Source organism: Nocardiopsis protaetiae (assembly GCF_045446735.1).
GTDB classification, from domain to species: domain Bacteria; phylum Actinomycetota; class Actinomycetes; order Streptosporangiales; family Streptosporangiaceae; genus Nocardiopsis; species Nocardiopsis protaetiae.
Genome location: NZ_JBJJBV010000007.1, coordinates 34,724 through 54,030, shown reverse-complemented (window position 1 = coordinate 54,030; position 19,307 = coordinate 34,724). Strand labels below are relative to the sequence as shown.

General features: G+C 74.1%; 16 protein-coding genes and 3 tRNA genes. 17 read left to right on the top strand and 2 right to left on the bottom strand.

The window, feature by feature from the left end; genetic code table 11:
* The coding region (locus ACJOT3_RS02165; RefSeq protein WP_406968144.1) for a 2-oxoacid:acceptor oxidoreductase subunit alpha at positions 1 to 1,435 on the bottom strand (1,435 nt) is incomplete at its 3' end.
* A gap of 629 nt (positions 1,436 to 2,064) precedes the next feature.
* Between ACJOT3_RS02165 and ACJOT3_RS02160 the strand changes: the two genes are divergently transcribed.
* Positions 2,065 to 2,922 (top strand): M48 family metalloprotease, encoded by an 858-nt coding sequence (locus ACJOT3_RS02160; RefSeq protein WP_406968142.1) that lies wholly within the window; start codon positions 2,065 to 2,067, stop codon positions 2,920 to 2,922.
* Positions 2,923 to 3,214: 292 nt separating this feature from the next.
* On the opposite strand, the gene ACJOT3_RS02155 is transcribed toward ACJOT3_RS02160, so the two are convergent.
* Entirely contained in the window at positions 3,215 to 3,712 is a 498-nt protein-coding gene (locus ACJOT3_RS02155) for a YajQ family cyclic di-GMP-binding protein (RefSeq protein WP_406968140.1), read from the bottom strand.
* A gap of 237 nt (positions 3,713 to 3,949) precedes the next feature.
* Between ACJOT3_RS02155 and ACJOT3_RS02150 the strand changes: the two genes are divergently transcribed.
* From ACJOT3_RS02150 to ACJOT3_RS02075, 16 genes are all read left to right on the top strand, one after another.
* A tRNA-Tyr gene (locus ACJOT3_RS02150) sits at positions 3,950 to 4,031 on the top strand.
* Between the two features lie 419 nt (positions 4,032 to 4,450).
* Positions 4,451 to 4,696 (top strand): hypothetical protein, encoded by a 246-nt coding sequence (locus ACJOT3_RS02145; RefSeq protein ID WP_073382231.1) that lies wholly within the window; start codon positions 4,451 to 4,453, stop codon positions 4,694 to 4,696.
* 57 nt (positions 4,697 to 4,753) lie between these two features.
* Positions 4,754 to 4,999, top strand: coding sequence for a hypothetical protein (locus ACJOT3_RS02140; protein ID WP_406968138.1), 246 nt, complete (start codon positions 4,754 to 4,756; stop codon positions 4,997 to 4,999).
* A gap of 11 nt (positions 5,000 to 5,010) precedes the next feature.
* Positions 5,011 to 5,259, top strand: a complete 249-nt coding sequence (locus tag ACJOT3_RS02135; RefSeq protein WP_406968136.1) for a hypothetical protein — start codon at positions 5,011 to 5,013, stop codon at positions 5,257 to 5,259.
* Between the two features lie 11 nt (positions 5,260 to 5,270).
* Positions 5,271 to 5,546: a hypothetical protein gene (locus ACJOT3_RS02130; protein ID WP_406968134.1), complete on the top strand. Its 276-nt coding sequence runs from the start codon at positions 5,271 to 5,273 to the stop codon at positions 5,544 to 5,546.
* Between the two features lie 108 nt (positions 5,547 to 5,654).
* The gene (locus ACJOT3_RS02125; RefSeq protein ID WP_406968132.1) at positions 5,655 to 6,143 is read left to right on the top strand and encodes a hypothetical protein; all 489 of its coding nucleotides are present in this window, start codon (positions 5,655 to 5,657) and stop codon (positions 6,141 to 6,143) included.
* Between the two features lie 136 nt (positions 6,144 to 6,279).
* Entirely contained in the window at positions 6,280 to 8,250 is a 1,971-nt protein-coding gene (locus ACJOT3_RS02120; RefSeq protein ID WP_406968130.1) for a DUF2397 family protein, read from the top strand.
* Positions 8,251 to 8,252: 2 nt separating this feature from the next.
* Positions 8,253 to 9,590 carry a TIGR02678 family protein gene (locus tag ACJOT3_RS02115; protein ID WP_406968149.1) on the top strand — a complete coding sequence of 446 codons (1,338 nt, stop codon included), beginning with the start codon at positions 8,253 to 8,255 and terminating at the stop codon, positions 9,588 to 9,590.
* Entirely contained in the window at positions 9,559 to 14,097 is a 4,539-nt protein-coding gene (locus tag ACJOT3_RS02110; protein WP_406968128.1) for a TIGR02680 family protein, read from the top strand. Before ACJOT3_RS02115 ends, ACJOT3_RS02110 begins: the two co-directional genes overlap by 32 nt.
* Positions 14,098 to 14,219: 122 nt before the next feature.
* Complete coding sequence (locus ACJOT3_RS02105; RefSeq protein ID WP_406968126.1) at positions 14,220 to 16,313, top strand: AAA family ATPase; 2,094 nt, start codon at positions 14,220 to 14,222, stop codon at positions 16,311 to 16,313.
* A 299-nt stretch (positions 16,314 to 16,612) separates the two neighbouring features.
* Positions 16,613 to 16,688 (top strand) — tRNA-Thr (locus tag ACJOT3_RS02100).
* A 100-nt stretch (positions 16,689 to 16,788) separates the two neighbouring features.
* A tRNA-Met gene (locus ACJOT3_RS02095) sits at positions 16,789 to 16,864 on the top strand.
* Positions 16,865 to 16,983: 119 nt separating this feature from the next.
* Positions 16,984 to 17,148, top strand: coding sequence for a 50S ribosomal protein L33 (gene rpmG, locus ACJOT3_RS02090; RefSeq protein ID WP_026125254.1), 165 nt, complete (start codon positions 16,984 to 16,986; stop codon positions 17,146 to 17,148).
* 130 nt (positions 17,149 to 17,278) lie between these two features.
* Positions 17,279 to 17,722: a MaoC family dehydratase N-terminal domain-containing protein gene (locus ACJOT3_RS02085; RefSeq protein ID WP_406968147.1), complete on the top strand. Its 444-nt coding sequence runs from the start codon at positions 17,279 to 17,281 to the stop codon at positions 17,720 to 17,722.
* A gap of 33 nt (positions 17,723 to 17,755) precedes the next feature.
* Positions 17,756 to 18,181, top strand: coding sequence for a MaoC family dehydratase (locus ACJOT3_RS02080; protein ID WP_406968123.1), 426 nt, complete (start codon positions 17,756 to 17,758; stop codon positions 18,179 to 18,181).
* A 23-nt stretch (positions 18,182 to 18,204) separates the two neighbouring features.
* Positions 18,205 to 19,299: a UDP-N-acetylmuramate dehydrogenase gene (locus ACJOT3_RS02075; protein ID WP_406968121.1), complete on the top strand. Its 1,095-nt coding sequence runs from the start codon at positions 18,205 to 18,207 to the stop codon at positions 19,297 to 19,299.
* Positions 19,300 to 19,307 lie beyond the last annotated feature (8 nt).

Sequence of the window (19,307 nt, the reverse complement as noted above, 5' to 3'; positions counted from 1 at the left end):
AGGAGATGTCCCCGGACTCGGCGTGCTTCTCGATGCCGCCGATCCGGTGCTCCAGCCCGGCGGTGCCCGGCACCGCCCACGGCCGGGCCAGGGTGTCCTCGTCGCGCAGGTACGGCAGGAACGCCCCGTCGGGGCCGTTGGGCTCCGTCGCGAACCCCGGTTCGATGACCGGCAGGTCGGCCACCTTGGGCAGCCGCCACGGCTCGGAGCCGTTGGCCAGGTACCCGTCGGAGAGCATGATCACCGGCGTCCGGTAGGTGACGGCGATCCGCACCGCCTCCAGCGCCGTCGCGAAGCAGTCGGCCGGAGTGGCCGGGGCCACCACCGGCAGCGGCGACTCGCCGTTGCGCCCGTACAGCGCCATCAGCAGGTCGGTCTGCTCGGTCTTGGTGGGCATGCCGGTGCTCGGGCCAGCCCGCTGCACGTCGACGATGACCAGCGGCAGCTCGGTCATCACCGCCAGCCCCACCGTCTCCTGCTTGAGCACCATGCCCGGGCCGGAGGTGGTGGTCACCCCCAGCGCGCCGCCGAACGCCGCGCCCAGGGCCGCGCCCACACCCGCGATCTCGTCCTCGGCCTGGAACGTGCGCACCCCGAACGCCTTGTGCCGGGACAGCTCGTGCAGGATGTCCGAGGCCGGGGTGATCGGGTACGAGCCCAGGAACAGCGGCAGCCCCGAACGCCGCGACCCGGCGATGAGCCCGTAGGCCGTGGCCAGGTTCCCGGTGATGTTCCGGTAGGTGCCGGCGGGCAGCCGGGCGGGCTTGATCTCGTAGGAGACCGCGAAGTCCTCGGTGGTCTCGCCGAAGTTCCAGCCCGCCTGGAACGCGGTGAGGTTGGCCTCCAGGATGTCCGCCTTCTCGGCGAACTTGGACTTCAGGAAGGCCGTGGTGCCCTCCGTCGGCCGGTTGTACATCCACGACAGCAGGCCCAGCGCGAACATGTTCTTGGCGCGCTCGGCGTCCTTCTTGGAGATGTCGAGGTCCTTCAGGGCCTCCACGGTCATGGAGGTCAGCGGCACCGCGCTCACCTTGAACCCGTCCAGGGTCCCGTCGGTGAGCGGGTCGGCGGCGAAGCCGACCTTGGCCAGGGCGCGCTTGGTGAACTCGTCGGTGTTGATGATGAGGGTGGCGCCGCGCGGCAGGTCGGCCAGGTTGGCCTTCAGCGCCGCGGGGTTCATGGCGACCAGGACGTCGGGGGCGTCGCCCGGGGTCATGATGTCGTGGTCGGCGAAGTGCAGCTGGAAACTGGAGACGCCGGGAAGGGTCCCGGCGGGCGCACGGATCTCCGCCGGGAAGTTCGGCAGGGTCGACAGGTCGTTGCCGAAAGCGGCCGTTTCCTGGGTGAAGCGGTCACCGGTCAGCTGCATCCCGTCGCCGGAGTCCCCGGCGAAGCGGATGACGACACGGTCGAGCTGTTCGATCTGTTTGGACACTGAGATCGACGACCTCCTCGGCCGCCGTGTCGGGGCGGCGGCGCTTGTGAGTGTCAGCCCTCCGGCCGGGGCGCGCCGCTGCGGGGCGGCCCCCCGGTCCTGTGAGAGCGCGGACGGGGAGTGCGGCCCCCGTGTTCACCGGGTGCGCCAACCCTGGGGAACGCGGCGAGGCACCGGAGCGCGCGGACGCGGAGCGGTGTCCGCGGCCTCGTGCGGAAAGTGATCAGGGCCACGTTCGCACTATAGGTCGTCGGGGCGGTGCGCATCGAAGTCGGGTGGCGATTGTCACACGGGCGGTGGGTGCGCGGGGTGGGGGCGGGCCGGGACCGGAGCGGATACGGGGCGGGGAACGGAGTTGGGGCCGGGGCGGGGGAAGGCGTGGGACCGGCGTGGGGAGGGGCCGTGAAACGGGCCGCCGCGGACGCCGCGCCCGAGATCCGATACCGGGGCCACGGCGGGCGGGGGCAGGTGGCGCGGGTCGGCAGTCGAAGGGCGGCCGAGGGGCGACGGGTGGACGGCCGGCGGGAGGTGGGCGGGCGCAGGTCGCCCGAACCGGGAACGCGGGACACTGATCCACACGTTCATCACCATGTACACATACAGGGACGAGAGAGCGGGGAGGTGGCGGCGTGCACGTCGGTGCGGCGCGCGCGGTCGGTCTGTTCATCGGCGTCGCGGCGGTCCTCCTCCTCGCGGGCTGGTTGTGCGCCGCCGACAAGGGATTCCAGTTCGCCGTGACGGTGGTGGTGGCCGCCGGGATCCTGGTGCACCTGTTCGGGGACTCGCTGGCGCTGCGCGCCATGCGGGCCCGGCCGGTGGGGGAGATCGAGAAGCCCGACCTGTACCGGACGGTGCGCGAGACGGCCACGGCCGCCCGCCAGCCCATGCCGCGCCTGTACCTGTCGCCGATCCGCTCGCCCAACGCGTTCGCGACCGGCACCGGCCGCCGGGCCGCGCTGTGCTGCACGACCGGGCTGCTGGAGACCCTCGACGAACGCGAGCTGCGCACCGTCATCGCCCACGAGCTGGCGCACATCAAGGCCGCGGACACCCTGGCCGGGTCGGTGACGGTCACGCTCACCGGGCTCATCGCCGCGCTGAGCGCGATCGCGTTCCTGGTGCCGCTGGGCGACTCGGAGGAGATGGACGTCCCCGAACTGCTGGGCGGGCTGCTGGTGGCGCTGCTGGCGCCGCTGGCGTTCCTGGTGGTGCGCGCCGGGGCGGGGCGGGGCAGCGAGTTCCGGGCCGACGAGCAGGCGGCGCGGACCACCGGCGATCCGGAGGCACTGGCCTCGGCGCTGCTCAAGCTGGAGGCGGGCATGCGCGAGCACCCGCTGCCCCGGCAGCGGACGCTGCTGCCCGCGGCGCACCTGATGACCACCAACCCGTTTCCCACGGGGGCCTGGCGGCTGTTCGCCGCCCACCCGCCCACGGAGGAGCGGGTGCGGCGGCTGCGCGAGCTCCGCAGGGGCTGGGACCTGGGCTGAGCGGTGCCGGGGCGGCTGCGTGCGGGGGCGGCCGCCCCTGGGGAAGAAGCCGCCCGGTACCGCCCGTGGAACGGCGGTGGGCTGTCCGGGGCGGCCGTCCCTTCGTTCCGCGGTCCCGCCGCCCCGCCCTCCGGCACCGGGCCGAAACCCGGGGCGCGCCCGTGTCTGAAAAGCACGACCCTTCGAAAGCGCGACGGCCCGGAAAGCACGACGGCCGCCCCGAGGGGCGGCCGTGCGGTGTCCGCGTTCCGGGCCGGCCGGGAGCCGGGTCGCCGACTGCCGGACCGCCGGACTAGCGGTAGTTCACGAACTGGAGGGCCAGGTCGAGGTCCTTCTCCTTGATGAGGTTCTGGACGGTCTGGAGGTCGTCCTTCTTCTTGGAGCTGACGCGCAGCTCGTCCCCCTGGATCTGGGCCTTGACGCCCTTGGGGCCCTCGTCGCGGATGAGCTTGGAGATCTTCTTGGCGTCCTCGGAGGAGATGCCCTCCTTGAGGCCGACCGGCAGGCGGTACTCCTTGCCGGAGATCTTGGGCTCGTCGGCGGCGTCGAGGATCTTCAGGGACAGCTTGCGCTTGATCAGCTTCTCCTTGAACACGTCCAGGGCGGCCGTGGCGCGCTCCTCGGAGGTGCTGCGGATCTCGATCCCGTCCTCGCCCTGCCAGGAGATGGTGGTCCCGGTGCCCTTGAAGTCGAACCGCTGGGAGAGCTCCTTGCCCGCCTGGTTCAGGGCGTTGTCGACCTCCTGGCGGTCGAGTTTGGACACGACGTCGAAGCTGGATTCGGCGGCCACGTTCTCACACCCCGTTGCTGGGTCTGTCATGGGTAGCGGGTGCCCCGGGGGACACCCGCGCGGTCGGTCGGAGCCCGGCCGGCGGCGGCGCGGGCATGGTCCCAGAGCTTAGTGGGGACCCGGTTCGGGGTGCTCGAAGGGCGGACCGGGACGCGCCCGAGAAACCGATTTCAGGTTCGAGGGGAACATCCGCTATTCTCGTTCATGCGACGCGCGGAACCGCGGAGTCGCAGCCCAGGCAGGTTGCCCGAGCGGCCAATGGGAGCGGACTGTAAATCCGTCGGCTTTGCCTTCGAAGGTTCGAATCCTTCACCTGCCACCCTGGGAACGAGGCCCCGACACCATCAGGTGTCGGGGCCTCGTCGCGTTCCGGGGGTGTTGCGCCGCCGAACGCACGGCTGAGAGCCGGATCACACGACGGCTTCGGAACGCGGACGAACCCGGCGTTACGGCTCGGATGCGGAGGGTGAACGGGATTTGGCCGGTCGCAGCTCCATAGCGGGCGGGACACGGCGGGGTAACGCACCCGGGCCGGTGTGTCGGAAAAGAAACGAAAAAAAGGATTCGCCGGACCGGCAAAAAGAATTCTCCCGACAAACTGGACAATCGCGTTCCCGGGGTTTCGGCGTTGACAAAAAACGGGGGGCCGTTGATGATTGCCACAGTCCACCGCGACACAGGTGCAAGAAGCGCCTGCGTCTTTTTCTGTCAACACCTCGACGATTTCCGGGGGAAGTCATGATCAAGAAGATGGCCGCTGCTGGCCTGGTCGCCGGTGCCGCGATGGGCGCGCTCCTCTTCGGAGCTCCCGCGCACGCTTCGCACGGCGGTGACCAGCAGTTCAACCAGAACCTCCAGCTGGTGCCGGTTCAGTCCTGCAACCTGACCGGCAGCGTCGGCCTGGTCGCCGTCACCGTGCCGATCCTGTCGCCGCAGACCACGGGCGACTGCGTGAACGGCCCCATCGGCACCAACATCAGCTAGTTCCGGCAATTAGTCCGACTGCGAACTTCGCTCAAAATCTTTTCGAAAGGTAATTCAATGCTGCGTAAGCTCGGCGTTGCCGGTCTCGTCGCGGGTGCCGCTCTCGGCGCCGTTCTCGTTGCCACCCCGGCCTCGGCCTCCCACGGTGGCGACCAGCAGTACAACCAGAACCTGCAGGCCATTCCGGTCCAGCTGTGCAACACCAGCGCCGCCGTCGGCCTGGTCGGCGTCAACGTGCCGATCCTGTCGCCGCAGACCACCGGCGACTGCGTCAACGGCCCCATCAGCACCAACATCGACTAGGAGATCCCGACATGCTGCGCAAGTTCGCAACCGCAACCGCCGTCGCCGGGATCGCCCTGGGCGCCGCGCTGTTCGCCGCCCCGGCCTCCGCCTCGCACGGCGGTGACCAGCAGTACAACCAGAACCTGCAGGCGGTTCCGGTCCAGCTGTGCAACACGGAGCTGGCCGTCGGCCTGCTCGCCGGCGTCAACGTCCCGATCCTGTCGCCGCAGACCACGGGCGACTGCGTCAACGGTCCGGTCAGCACCAACATCGACTAGGAGGCGCCGCCATGCTGCGCAAGATCTCCATCGCGGGTGCGATCGCAGGCATCGCGCTCGGTGCGGTCCTCGCCGCGTCCCCGGCCTCCGCCTCCCACGGCGGCGACCAGCAGTTCAACCAGAACCTGCAGCTCGTGCCGATCCAGCTCTGCAACACCGAGCTGGCGGTGGGTCTGGTCGGGGCCAACGTGCCGATCCTGTCGCCGCAGACCACGGGCGACTGCGTGAACGGCCCGGTGGGCACCAACATCAGCCACGACCGCGACAACGGCAACGGCTACTACTAGTCACCACCCGGTGGTGACGGCGGGGCCCACGCCCCGTTGACGGGAAAGAGCGGTATCCAGAGGCCCCCCGGCGCACGCCGGGGGGCCTCGTCGCAACAAGGAGGGGTCATGCGGGGCATCGGACCGTGGGCCGCCGCCGCGGTGGTCGCGGCGGCGGTCGCCGGATGCGGGGGCGGACAGCCGGCGGAGCCGGAGGAGGGGGCGGCCTCCCCGGAGCCGACGACGCAGGTGCCACCGGGCGACGCCGAGGTGTACGTCCTCAACCGGTACGGGGACGAGAACGGGTTCGACGACCGCAGGCCGACGGAGTACGTCGCCACCGAGTTCACGACCTTCTCCGCGATGGAGTGGGACGAGTGGTCGCCGGAGCGGGCGCGGGGGGAGGGCGACCTCCTCGGGACCTGGTGCATGGAACAGGAGTGCCAGAACGACCCGTACGAGGTCGAGGTCGAGCTCGGCGACCCGGTCGACGTCGACGGCACCCGGTACTTCACCACCTACACGATCACCGAGTACGACGACGACATGACCGACGAGGTCCGCCGGGCGCTGGAGGAGGCCGACGACGGGCGGCTCGAACACCCGGCTCAAGAGTGACCGGGAACACCTGCCCGCGAGAATGATGCCAAAGTTCCTCAAACGGTCATAATCCCAGGTCAGGACCGGTGATCCGAGGGGTCGGAGAGGGCGAACCCGACGTGCGGCATCCCTGAGGTCTCTACCCTGCTGAAGTGTGGGACTCAACCAGTGGGCGGATGACCGCGCGGACGACGAACGAAGCGGCGGCGAACGGCCGGCGCCACGCCACGGCCGTGCCGCACTGCTGCGCCTGGCCTCGTGGTTCGAGGCGGCGGAGCCGGAGCGCGCCGACGCGCTGGCCGCCGCCGCTTACTCCCTGTACCCGGCCCGTCACCTGAAGGGGCGGGTCGACGAGAGCGTCGCCGCCACCACGGGGTGGTGGCAGGCCGAACCCGACCGCAGCACCGTCACCGAGCGGCCGGGGACCCGGCCGCCGGAGCCGGTCCGCGACCACCGCGCCCAGCAGGCCCGGCTGCGCGACGCCGCCGAGTCCTCGGCGCACTGGCGCCGCACCGGCGCCGCCCAGGTTCGCGCCCTGCTGGCCCGGCCCACGGGGCCGCGCGCGCACCTGGACCTGTCCGGCGCGGGCATGGAGGTGCTCATGGAGCTCCTCACCGCCGCCCTCGGCTCGGGCGACGCGGGCCGCCGCCCCACCTCGGCGGGCGACCTGGAGTTCGCCCTGCGCCTGCACGTGGTCTCCGCGCCCGGATCCGAGGTGGTCGTCCAGGGCGAGGGCGGCGAGCTCACCCTCGAAGGCCTGCGCCTGTGCGTGACCCCGTACGAGCAGCACGAGATCCCGCCCGAACTCCTGGAATCCCCTGCCGGCGACCTCCCCCTGCCCACCCCGCCCGACGAGGCCCCCACCCCCCCGAACGGCATCCCCGCCGTCCCACAAGCCACCCCCGCCACCCCGAACACCCCTGCCGCCTCGGGCGTCACTCCCGACCCCGCCGTCCCGGCAGCCTCGAATGCCGCCGCCGCATCCACAGCAACGGGTGGTCAGGCGGCCTACCCCCGCTCTGCGCACGCTTCTGCCGTCCCAGGAGCCTCGGCCGCCGCCGGTGTCTCTGCCTCCTCAGGTGCCCCGGCAGCCCCGGGCGCCCCGAACGCCCCCGCCGCAGCCCCTGCGACCAGTGGCCAGGCGGCCTACCCCGGGCACTCGAACGCCTCTGCCGCCCCGGGCGTTGCCTCCACCCCTGGGGCGCAGGCCGCACCAGGTGCCCCGGCAGCCTCGCCCGCCTCCGGCGCCGCTCCTGCCCCGGGTACCCCCGCCGTCTCTGGCGCCTCAGATGCGGCGGGCGCCCCCGCATCCCCGAGTGCCGTCGCTGCGACGCGCGGCCAAGTGGTTTATCCCGGCCCTGCGAGCGCTTCTGCCGTCCCAGGAGCCTCGGCCGCCGCCAATGCCGCTGGCGTCTCTGCCGCCCCGGGCGTTGCCTCCACCCCTGGGGCGCAGGCCGCCCCAGGTATCCCGGCAGCCTCGCCCGCCTCCGGCGCCGCTCCTGCCCCGAACGCCCCGAACACCCCCGGCGTATCCGCTGCGACGGGCGGCCAGGCGGCTCACCCCGGCCGTGCGAACGCCCCTGCCGCTCCAGGCGTCTCGCCTGGCTCCGATGTTCCTGGTGCCCCGGGCGTCAGTGGTGCCCCGGGCGCCGCGACCGCATCCACTGCGACGGGTGGGCAGGCGGCCTACCCCGGCTATTCGAGCGCTTCTGCCGCCGCAGGCGTCTCTCCTGTCCCGGGCGGCCGGGCGGCCTACCCCGGGCACTCGAACGCCTCTGGGGCCCCGGGTGGTGCCCCTGCTCCGAGCACCCCGGCGGCCCCGAACGCCCCCGGCGTATCCGCCGCGACCGGGGGGCAGGCGGCCTACCCCGGTTACTCGGCCACCGCGACCGGCGGCCAGGCGGCGTACCCCGGGCACTCGAACCCTCCCGCCTCCTCGGTGCCGGGTGGCCGGAGCGCCGCCGGTACGCCCGGGGAGGGGCGGACGGCGACGCCGGCCGGGGGGATGGAGGTGGAGCCGCCGACCGCGGCGATACCCGTGGTCAAGGACGACGATGACGACGACCGCGACACCGGACCGATCGACCTCGGCCGGGAGCGGCCGTGGACGCGGACGTGGGGGTGACGATGACGGACATGCACAGCGAGGACACCGCGCTCATCGGTGAACGGCAGGCGGCGGCGCGCGCCCTCATGGCGCGCCCGCTGCTCACCGAGCGCACCCACCCCGCGGAGTTCTCCCTGGTCCGGTCGCACGCGGAGTGGCTCACCCTGCGCTTCCACCGGGTCCTGGGCTACCGGCTGACCGTCGCCGACGACCACGCCCGGCTGGTCAAGCGCGGCCCCGGCGCGCCCGCGCCGCTGGCGCGGCCCACCGGCGCGCCGTTCACACCGAGGACCCATACGTACCTGGCGCTGGCCCTGGCGGTGCTGGTCGAGGACACCGGCCCGCTGGGTGTGCGGGAGCTGGCCGAGGGGGTTCGCGAGGCCGCCTACGAGGCGGGCATCGACGCCGACCCCGGCCGGGGCCTGGGCGAGCGCCGCGCCTACTGCGCGGCCCTGGAGTTCCTGGTCGGCCTGGGCGCCCTCACCGAGGAGGAGGGCCGCATCGCCGACCACCGGGCCGACGCCCTGGCCGACGCCCGGCTGGTCCCGCACACGCGTGTGGTGCGGGCGGTGGCCGCCCACCCGCCCAGGGCGGCGGATGATCCGGACTCCTTCCTGGCCGCGGCGGCGGTGGTCGACCCCGACGGCGACAACCAGGGGGAGGTCGCCCTGCGCAGGTTGCTGGCCGAGACCGCGGTGGTGCTGCGCGAGGACCTCCCCGACCGGCAGCGCGACCGGCTCTCCGCCCACCAGTGGCGCGCCGCGGCGGCCCTGGGCAACCTGCTGGGCTGCGACGTGGAGGTCCGCGCCGAGGGGGTGGCGCTGGTGCTGCCGGACGAGGCCCCGGGCTTCCCCTCCGACGACCCCGTCGGCCAGGTGGCGCTCGCCCTGGTCCGGCACCTGTCCGGCCGCCTGCACCCCGGCCGCCCCGTCACCTCGGTCGAGGTCCCGGACCGGGAGCTCGACGCCGCCCTGGCGGTGTTCTGCGGCGCGGACGCCCCCGAACGCGCCGAGTGGTCCCGCACCGCGGGCCCCGAGGTCCCCGGCCCCGACCGCCTGCGCACCCTGGTGCTGGACCTGCTGTCCGGCCTGGGCCTGCTCCGCGGCGCCCCCGGCGCCTGGAACCTCACCGCGGCGGCCGCCCGCTACGGGGCCGAAACGGACGATCGCGTCCCCCGAATCCAGGACAATGACCATGACAGCCGGACACAACCCGCCCGAACGAGCGGTTCCGGTCAGGAAGAAGACACCCCCGACCCCCGGAACGACCTGAATCGGGTGGCGTCCGTGCTGCAAGCGGTGGCGAACGAGAAGGTGAGCGCGACCAGTGGTGACCCAGGAGACGACGGCGACGGCTGACCCCGCCGCCACCCCCCGCTACCGCCTCGAACGCGCGGGCATCCGCAACGTCTGGCAGTACGACGACCACGTCCTCGACTTCGCCGAGGGCCGCCTGCTGCTGCGCGGCCGCAACGGCGCGGGCAAGTCCAAGGCGCTGGAGATGCTCCTGCCGTTCCTCCTGGACGGCGACACCCGCCGCCTGGACACCACCGGCACCAACCGCACCAGCCTGCGCTGGCTGATGGCCGAGGACCCGCGCGCCGGCCGCCTGCCCGACCCGGAGGACACCGGCCCGGACCTGCTCGGCGGCCCGCAGGAGCCCGCCGACGAGCCCGAGGACGCGGCGGACGCCTCCGAGGACGGCGCCCCCGCGGTCCGCCTGGGCTACCTGTGGGTGGAGTTCACCACCGCCCGCGGCGACCGCGGCCTGGACGGCGCCACCCGCGGCGCCTCCTCCGCCTCCGCCCTGCTGGCCGCCGCGGCCGGCGAACGCCCGGCCGAGGACGCCCCCGCCCCCCGCCACCTCACCCTGGGCGCCGCCGTCATGGCGGTCGGGGACGCCGACCCGCGCTGCGTGTTCTTCGTCACCGAACGCCGCGTCGGCCACGACCTCGACCTCGTCGTCGACGGCCGCCCTAAGCCGGTCGACCGCCTGCGCTCGGAGATCGGCGCCGACAACTGCTACACCTCGCCCGTCCCCTACCGGGCCCGGGTGATGCGCGACCTCTTCGGCATCGACGACTCCGTCCGCTACCGCAACCTCATCCACCTGCTCTACCGCCTGCGCCGCCCCACCATCGGAGACCGCCTGGAGGCGGGCGAGCTCGTCGGCGTCCTCTCCGAGGCGCTGCCGCCCATGGACGAGTCCGTCCTGGACGAGGTCGCCCGCAACATCGCGGACCTGGAGCAGGCCCGCACCGACAAGGACGCCCTCACCGCCGCCGGCGACGGCGTCTCGTCCTTCCTGAACGACTACCGCGCCTACCTGGTCGGCGCCCTGCGCGCCCGCGTCGCCGAGGTCCGCGAGCAGCTGGACGCCTGCGCCGACCGCACCGCCGAGACCGACCGCCTGCGCGCCGAACTCGACGAGCTCATCACCGCCGAGAGCCGCGTCGCGGAGGAACGCGACCAGGTCCGCCGCACCCGCGACACCGCCGCCGCCGACGAGGGCACCCTGGACGGCGCCCGCGGCGCCGCCGAGGCCGCCACCGCGGGCGAGCGCCGCGCCCTGGACGCCGCGGTCGGCGCCTACATCCGCGCCGCCGAGGCCTCCTGGGTCGCCGCCGAGCACGCCGAACGCGTCGAGCGCACCACCATCGGCATCCTGGGCGAGGACACCGACACCATCGGCCGCGCCCTGGACTCCCTGCGCCAGACCCACGCCGAGGCGGTCCGCGCCGCCACCGCCGCCGGCCTGGACCCGGAGATCCTGGGCGCCGTCCCCGACACCACCGCCATCGTCCACACCCCCCGCGAGAGCACCACCCGCGTCGACCTCCAGGGCCTGGAGCAGGCGGTCGAACGCGAACCCGTCGACGGCGTCGACCTGGACGCCCTGCGCGAGCACCTGGGCCGCCTGCACGACCACCTCAGCGACGCCGCCGACCGCGCCACCGACCGCGCCGACCGGGCCGCCCGCCTGACCGGCCTCACCACCGCCGAGGCCGCCGCCGACCGCCGCCTGGTCGCCCTCACCAGCGAGGCCGAGAGCGCCGACGCCGTCCTGGAGCACGCCCACACCCGCGAGCAGGACGCCATCGCGGACCTGCGCGCCCGCAGCGCCGACTACGCCGACGGCGTCCGCGCCTGGGCGGCGCGCCTGCGCGACTCCAGCCACGCCCACGCCCTGGGCGAGGCCGTCCACGAGCTGGAGGGCAGCGTCGAGCTGCCCATCACCGACTCCCTGCGCGTCCTGGACGCCTCCGTCCCGGCCACCGTCTCCCGCCTGGCCCACGCCGCCGTCGACCCGCTGCTGGAGGAGCTGCGCGCCCGCCGCGACGTCGCCGTCGGCGAGGAGGGCCAGCTCTCCGACGAGCTGGCCGAGCTCGCCGACCGCCGCGCCCGCGGCCCCGAGCACGCCCCGGACCGCCCGGCCTGGGCCACCTACCCGCGCCCGGACTCCGACGGCGTCCCCCTCTACCTCGCCGTCGACTTCGCCGACGGTCTCTCCACCCGCGAACAGGCGGGGCTGGAGGCCGCCCTGGAGGCCGCCGGCCTGCTCGCCGGGTGGATCCGCGCCGACGGCGGCCTCTACGACCCCGCCACCCGGGACCTCATGCTCACCCCGGCCCGCCCGGCCAAGGGCCGCACCCTCCTGGACGTCCTCGTCCCGGTGGCCGTCCCCGACCGCGGTGTGGGCCACGACTCCCTGCGCGCTCTGCTCGCCTCCATCGCCCTGATCCCCGAACCCGGACTCACCCCGGGCTCCCCGGAGGGCGGCGAGGCCAAGCACCGCCGCGACGACTCCGTCGCCACGGTCAGCGCCATGTCCACCTCCGGCTCCTGGCGCCTGGGCGTCGCCTCCGGCGCCCACTTCAAGAGCGAACCCGAGTACATCGGCGAGGCCGCCCGCAAACGCGCCCGCGACCGCCAGTCCGCCAACTCCGACCGCCGCATCGCCATCGCCGAGGCCCTGCTCGCCGAGGCGGGGGAGCGCCGCTGGGGCCTGGAGAACTCCTACGCCGAACTCCTGGAGGTCGCCCGCGACCTGCCCGACGCAGCCCCCCTCATCCGCGCCTGGGCCGCCCTGGACATCGCCCGCGCCGACACGGCCGCGGCCCGCCGCGCCCACGACACCGCCGCCGGCGCCGCCGACGCGGCCCGCACCGAACTCCTCGACATCCGCGCCCGGCTGCGCGGCGCCGCCGACGAGCACGGCCTGCCCACGGCCCGCGCCGACCTCGACAGCTCCCTGCGCGCCCTGGACCACCTGCGCGTCCTCATCACCTCCGAGCTGCGCGACCTGGAGATCCTGGCCTGGGCCCTGGCCGACCACGAACGCCACGTCGGTGCCTGGCGGGCCGCCCGCGCCGACCGCGTCCTGGCCGAGGACGTGCGCGCCGCCGCCATCGACGACATGATCACGGTCCGCCGCCAGATCGAGCTGGGCGACCGCGCCCGGGGCGTCCCCGACGACCAGCTCGACACCGCCCGCGGCCAGGTCCGCGAACGCGCCGAGGCCGCCGCCCGCCGCCTGCCCGAGCTGGAGCGGGCCGCCCAGCGCGCCCGCGACGAGCGGGTCGGCGCCGAGGCCCGCCTGGACGCCGCCACCGCCGAACGCGCCGAGCAGATCCGCCGCGCCCTGGCCGCGGGAGACCGCCTCACCGCCTCCCTGGCCCTGCCGGGCGAGGGCGAGGCCCCCGACCTGCCCGACACCGTCCTGCTGGGCGCGGCCGGGCTGGCCGCCCGCGCCGCCGCCGACTCCCCGCTGGCCGCCCTGCTCGCCGCCCGACCGGGCACCGCCGCCGACCCGGCGGCCACCGCCCCCGACACCCGCCTGGACCTGCTCCGGGACTGCGTCGCCGACCTGGAGGAGGGCCTGGCCGAACAGGGCGGGGTCCCCGAGGTCGACGACAGCGCCATCCTGGGCAGCCGCGAGGAGCTGCACCGCCTCCTCACCTCCGTCGGCTGGGCCCAGACCCGCACCGAGCTCACCGAGCCGCGCGGCCTCAAGCGCCTCACCGTCCACGACGAGGACGGCTCCCGCGACATCACCGCCTACGCCGAGCGCATCGCCGCCTCCGTCACCGGGGCCGCCGAGACCGTCGCCATCGCCGAGGAGGAGGCGTTCGAACGCCACCTGCTGGGCGAGCTGGCCGGGCACCTGGCCCGCCAGATCGACGAGGCCCGCGCCCTCATCGAGACCATGAACGACGTCCTCAAGGACGTCACCACCTCCGCCGGCCTGGGCGTGCGCCTGGACTGGCGCCTGGCCCCGGACGCCGGCGCCGACATCGAGGCCGTCGTCCCGCTGCTGGCCACCCCGGCCGAGGAGCGCACCCGCGTCCAGACCACCCGCCTGCGCGACGCCCTGCGCCGCTGCATCGAGGCCATCCGCCGCCTGGACCCCACCGCCACCGGCGGCGCCCAGCTGCGGACCGCCCTGGACTACCGCTCCTGGTTCACGTTCACGGTCTACGTGACCGACGCCACGGGCGACGAACGCCGCCTGGGCCACCGCACCGCCCTCAGCCAGGGCGAGCAGCGCGTCGTCGCCTACCTGGTGCTGTTCGCCGCCGCCGCCGCCCACTTCGACGCCCTGGCCGCCCGGGCCCCCTGGGCGCCGCGCCTCATCCTCCTCGACGACGCCTTCGCCAAGGTGGACGAGCCCACCCACGGCCGCCTGCTGGGCCTGCTGGTCGAACTCGACCTGGACTTCGTCCTCACCTCCGAACGCGTCTGGGGCTGCTTCGCCAGCGTGCCGAGCCTCAACATCTACGAGTGCCTGCGCGACCCCAACGTGCCGGGCATCGCCACCCTCCACTTCACCTGGGACGGGAGCCGGCGCCGCCTGGTCGGCGTGTAGCCGCGGCCCGGGCACCGCCCCCGGGCACCGCTCCGACCACCGTGTACCGACCTTTACGGGCCGTTCTCGTGCGGGCTGTCCTAGTCTGCTTGTGCAGGAACGACGACAGATGGGGTACGACAATGACCCGGGTGCCCGAGGGGATCGAGACCGGCGACCGCACCGAGGCCGCCACCGGTGACGACCCCACCGCCGCGGTCCTCATGGACGCACTGGCGCGCTCGGGGCTGCCCCGCGGGATCCACTCCTGGATCGTCGCCGCGCTGTGGGGCGACGAGGCGCTGGAGGCCCGCGCCCAGGGCCAGAGTGTGCCCGAGCCCCCGCCGCGGGCCCCGGCCCCGCAGGCGCCGGGCCGGGTCCGCCGCGCCTACCTCACCCGCATCCGGGTCCAGGGCTTCCGCGGCATCGGCCGCCCCGCCGAGCTGGCCTTCCCGCCGGGGCCGGGGCTGACCGTCATCGTGGGCCGCAACGGCTCGGGCAAGTCCAGCTTCGCCGAGTCCGCCGAGGCCGCCCTGACCGGCCGCAACCCCCGCTGGGACGCCATGCCCACCGGCTGGCGCGACGGCTGGCGCAACCTGCACTACGACGAGAGCACCGAGGCGACCGTCGACATCCTCATCGCGGGCGACGACGCACCCACCCGGATCACCCGCCGCTGGACCGGGGAGAGCGTCCGCTCGGCCCGCGGCGAGATCATCCGCCCGGACGGCACCTCCGCCCCGCTGCGCACCCTCGACTGGGGCGAGGACCTGGTCCGCTACAAGCCGTTCCTGTCCTACGACGAGCTGGGCCGCACCGTCTCGGGGCGCTCCGCGGAGCTGTACGACACGCTCACGTCCCTGCTGGGCCTCACCGGCCTGGCCGAGGCCGAACGCCGCCTGGCGCGCTTCTGCGACGCCCTGGCCAAGCGCCGCGACCGCCCCTCCCGGGAGCTGCCCCGCCTGCTGGACGCGCTGCACGCCTGCGACGACCCGCGCGCCGCCCGCGCCGCGGAGCTCCTCACCGGCCCCGGCCTGGACCTGGACGAGCTGCGCCGCCTGGCCGAGGACGACGGGCCCAGCGACCCCGGCCTGCACGTGGTGATGCGCCGCCTGCGCCGCCTGTCGGTGCCCGAACGCGTGGTGATGGCCGACGTCGTCAACGAGCTGCGCGGCGCCTCCATGGAGCTGGCCATGGCGGCCGGCAACAAGGGCGACCACGCCTACGGGGTGGTGCGCCTGCTGGAGGAGGCCATCGAGCTCCACCAGCGCCACCCGGGGGAGAGCACCTGCCCCACCTGCGACACCCCCGGCGCCCTGGGCTCGGACTGGGTCCGCCGGGCCCAGGCCCGCCTGCGCGTGCTGCGCCAGCAGGCGGCCCCGGCCGCGGCCGCCCACGAACGCGCCGACGCCGCCCGCGACCAGGCCCGGTTCCTCATGGCCCCGGCCCCCTCCTGGCTGCCGCCCGACAGCGAGCTGGGACGCGTGTGGTCGCTGTGGGAGTCGGGCTCCACCCTCACCGACCTGGGCGAGCTGGCCGACCACGTCGAGACCGTCGGCAAGAGCCTGCGCGCCGCCGCCGTCAGCGCCCGCCGGGACGCCTCCGAACGCCTGGAGGACCCCACCGGCGGCTGGGCCGATGAGGCCGAGCGGCTGGGCGCCTGGCTCGACGACGCCAGGGACGCCCTGGGCGCCCGCGACACCCTGGCCGAGGCCGAGGCGGCGCTCACCTGGCTGTCGGAGCAGGCCCGCCTGCTGCGCGAGGAGCGCCTGGGCCCGGTGGCGGGCCAGGCCGAGCAGGTGTGGTTCCGGCTCCGCCAGGAGCGCCACATCGACCTGCGGGGCATGCGCCTGATCGGGCGCGGGGCCCGCCGCCGGGTCGAGGTGGACGTCACCGTCGACGGCGTCGGCGACCAGACCAGCGCGCCGGGGCTGCTCAGCCAGGGCGAGTTCCAGGCCCTGGCGCTGTCCATCTGCCTGCCGCGGACCCTGGTCGACGGCAACCCGTTCGGGTTCCTGGTGCTGGACGACCCGGTCCAGGCGATGGACACCGAGACCGTGGAGGGGCTGTCCGCCGTCCTGGCGGAGGTGGGCCGCCACCGCCAGCTGGTGGTGTTCACGCACGACACCCGGCTGCCCGACGCCCTGCGCCGGCTGGGGCTGCCCGCCACCATCCGCACCATCAACCGGGACGCCATGTCCAACGTGTGGGTCTCGGACGGTTCCGACCGGTACTGAGGCCGGTCCCGGGCTGGCCGCCGGCCGGGCCGTCCGACGGGCCGCCGAACGGGCGGCGCGCGTCACATCCCGGGCTTTTCCCGGCCCTCGGCGCGCGCCCTCCCAAGGTTCGGGAACCCCTGCCGTGCAGGGCTTCCGCGGCTCCCGGGCAGGGGGCGCGCGGCCCCCGCCGGGGCGGTCCGTATCCGATTTGGCAGACCACCCCCCAACCCATGTATAGTCATGACCAGCGCAAGGGGGAACGCCCCGGAGGGCCGGGCCGAAAGGCCGGGACCGAAGGAGCGGAACCCGAGCAGCAGGCCCCTTTAGCTCAGTCGGCAGAGCGTCTCCATGGTAAGGAGAAGGTCTACGGTTCGATTCCGTAAAGGGGCTCCACCACTTGATGAGGTCCGGTCCACTCAGGTGGGTGGCCGGTGGATCTCCGCCGGCCGACCGGGGCGGTTCCGCACACCACGGACACCACCCCTGTGATCGGGGCGGAGTAGCTCAGTCGGTAGAGCAAGCGGCTCATAATCGCTGTGTCGTCGGTTCAAGTCCGGCCTCCGCTACCACCTCGCCGACCCTTGGACACCGCACATCGTGCACCAGGGGTCGCGGCGAGGACTTCGCAGTGTTCACCCTCGGTGCACTGCACGACCAAGTCCGTCTTCCACGAGAAAGGCACTCCGACGTGGCTGCCACAGACGTGAGGCCGAAGATCACCCTGGCCTGCCAGGAGTGCAATCACCGTAACTACATCACGCGCAAGAACCGTCGGAACACCCCCGACCGGCTCACGATCAAGAAGTTCTGCCCGAACTGCCGCAAGCACAACGAGCACCGCGAGACCCGCTAGGTCCGCGTGAGCCGTTGCGGTCGATCACACCGCGCGTGAGAAGCACGGCTTCTCATAGACTTCGAGCCCGGTGAGCTATCAGCTCACCGGGCCGTTCGCGTCCCAGGGCACTTTTCAGGAGAGGCAGAGCGTGGCGATCAACCCCGACTACGTGGGCCGGGAGTACCGGGCCCCGGAGGCCTACGAGGTCACCCGCGTCAAGATCCGCGAGTTCGCGGAGGCCGTGGGCGACACCGCCCCCGTCTACACCGACCCGGCCTCCGCCAAGGCCGCCGGGTACGCCGACGTGGTGGCCCCGCCGACCTTCCCCGTCATCCTCGGCATGGCGGGCTCCGCCCAGGCCATCGCCGACCCCGAACTCGGCGTCGACTTCTCCCGCGTCGTCCACGGCGACCAGGGCTTCCACTACAGCCGCCCGGTGGTCGCGGGCGACGTCCTCGACACCGTCACCCGCATCACCGACGTCAAGGCGCTGGGCGGCAACGAGCTGCTCACCCTGGAGACCGTCGCCACCGACGCCTCCGGCGACCACGTCGTCACGGCGGGCATGATGCTCGTCGTCCGCGGCGAGTAGACCACCGGCCCCCACAACCCGAGGAACGCGACCGTGAGCAACCTGCGCCACGCCGACGTCGAGGTCGGCACCGAGATCCCCGAGCGGACCTTCACCGTCCGCCGCCTGGACCTGATCCGCTACGCCGGGGCGTCGGGCGACTTCAACCCCATCCACTGGAACGAGCGCTTCGCCAAGTCCGTCGGACTGCCCGACGTGATCGCGCACGGCATGTTCACCATGGCCCAGGCGGCCCGCCTCATCACCGACTGGACCGGCGACCCCGGCGCCGTCGTCGACTACTCGGTGCGCTTCTCCGCGCCCGTCGTGGTCCCCGACGACGACGAGGGCGCCGAGATCGTCGTCGGCGGCACCGTCAAGAAGAAGCACGACGACGGCACGGTCACCGTGGCCCTGAGCGCCCGCTCCGCCGGCGCCAAGGTCCTGGCCCGCTCCACCGCCGTCGTCCGCCTGGCCTGAGCCCGCAGCAGAAGGAACACCCCGTGTCCGCACACACCGAACCGTCCGCCGTCCGCCTCGCCGACCACACCACCCTCGGCCTGGGCGGCCCCGCCCGGTCCTACCTGCGGGTCGAGTCCACCGACGACCTCGTCGCGGCCGTCGCCGCGGCCGACGCCGCCGGCGAGCCCGTGCTGGTCCTGGGCGGCGGCAGCAACCTGGTGGTCGCCGACGCGGGGTTCCCCGGCACCGTGGTCCACATCGCCTCCCAGGGCGTGACCCTGGAGGAGACCGGCGCGACCGACCCGGCCACCGGCGAGCCCGTGGTCCTGCTGCGCGCCGAGGCCGGCGTGGAGTGGGACCCGCTGGTGGAGCGGGTCGTCGCCGAGGGCCTCAACGGCCTGGAGTTCCTGTCCGGCATCCCCGGCCGGGTCGGCTCCACCCCCATCCAGAACGTCGGCGCCTACGGCCAGGACGTCTCCCAGACCGTCCGCGAGGTGCTGGTGTACGACCGGCGCGAGGGTGAGCGCCGGGTGCTGTCGGCCGCCGAGTGCGGGTTCACCTACCGCGACAGCGTCTTCAAGGGCGACGACCGGTACGTGGTGTGCGAGGTCGTCTTCGCCCTGCACCGCGGCAAGCTCAGCCGGCCCGTCGCCTACGCCGAGGTCGCCCGCACCCTGGGCGTCGGGGCGGGGGAGCGGGTGCCCATGGAGCGGGCCCGCGAGACCGTCCTGGGCCTGCGCCGCGGCAAGGGCATGGTGCTGGACCCCGCCGACCCCGACACCCGCAGCGCCGGGTCGTTCTTCACCAACCCGGTGGTCAGCGCCGAGGAGTACGCGGCGGTGCGCGAGCGCGCCGCCGAGCGGCTGGGCCCGGACGTCCCGGTGCCCGGCCACCCCGACGCCGACGGCGCCGTCAAGCTGTCCGCGGCCTGGCTCATCGACCGCGCCGGGTTCGGCAAGGGCTACGGCTCCGGCCCGGCCCGGCTGTCCGGCAAGCACACCCTGGCCCTGACCAACCCGGGCGGGGCCAACACCGCCGACCTCCTCGACCTGGCCCGCGAGGTCCGCGCCGGGGTGGAGGCGGCCTTCGGGGTGCGCCTGGTCAACGAGCCGGTGATGATCGGCGTATCCCTCTAGGACCGGCC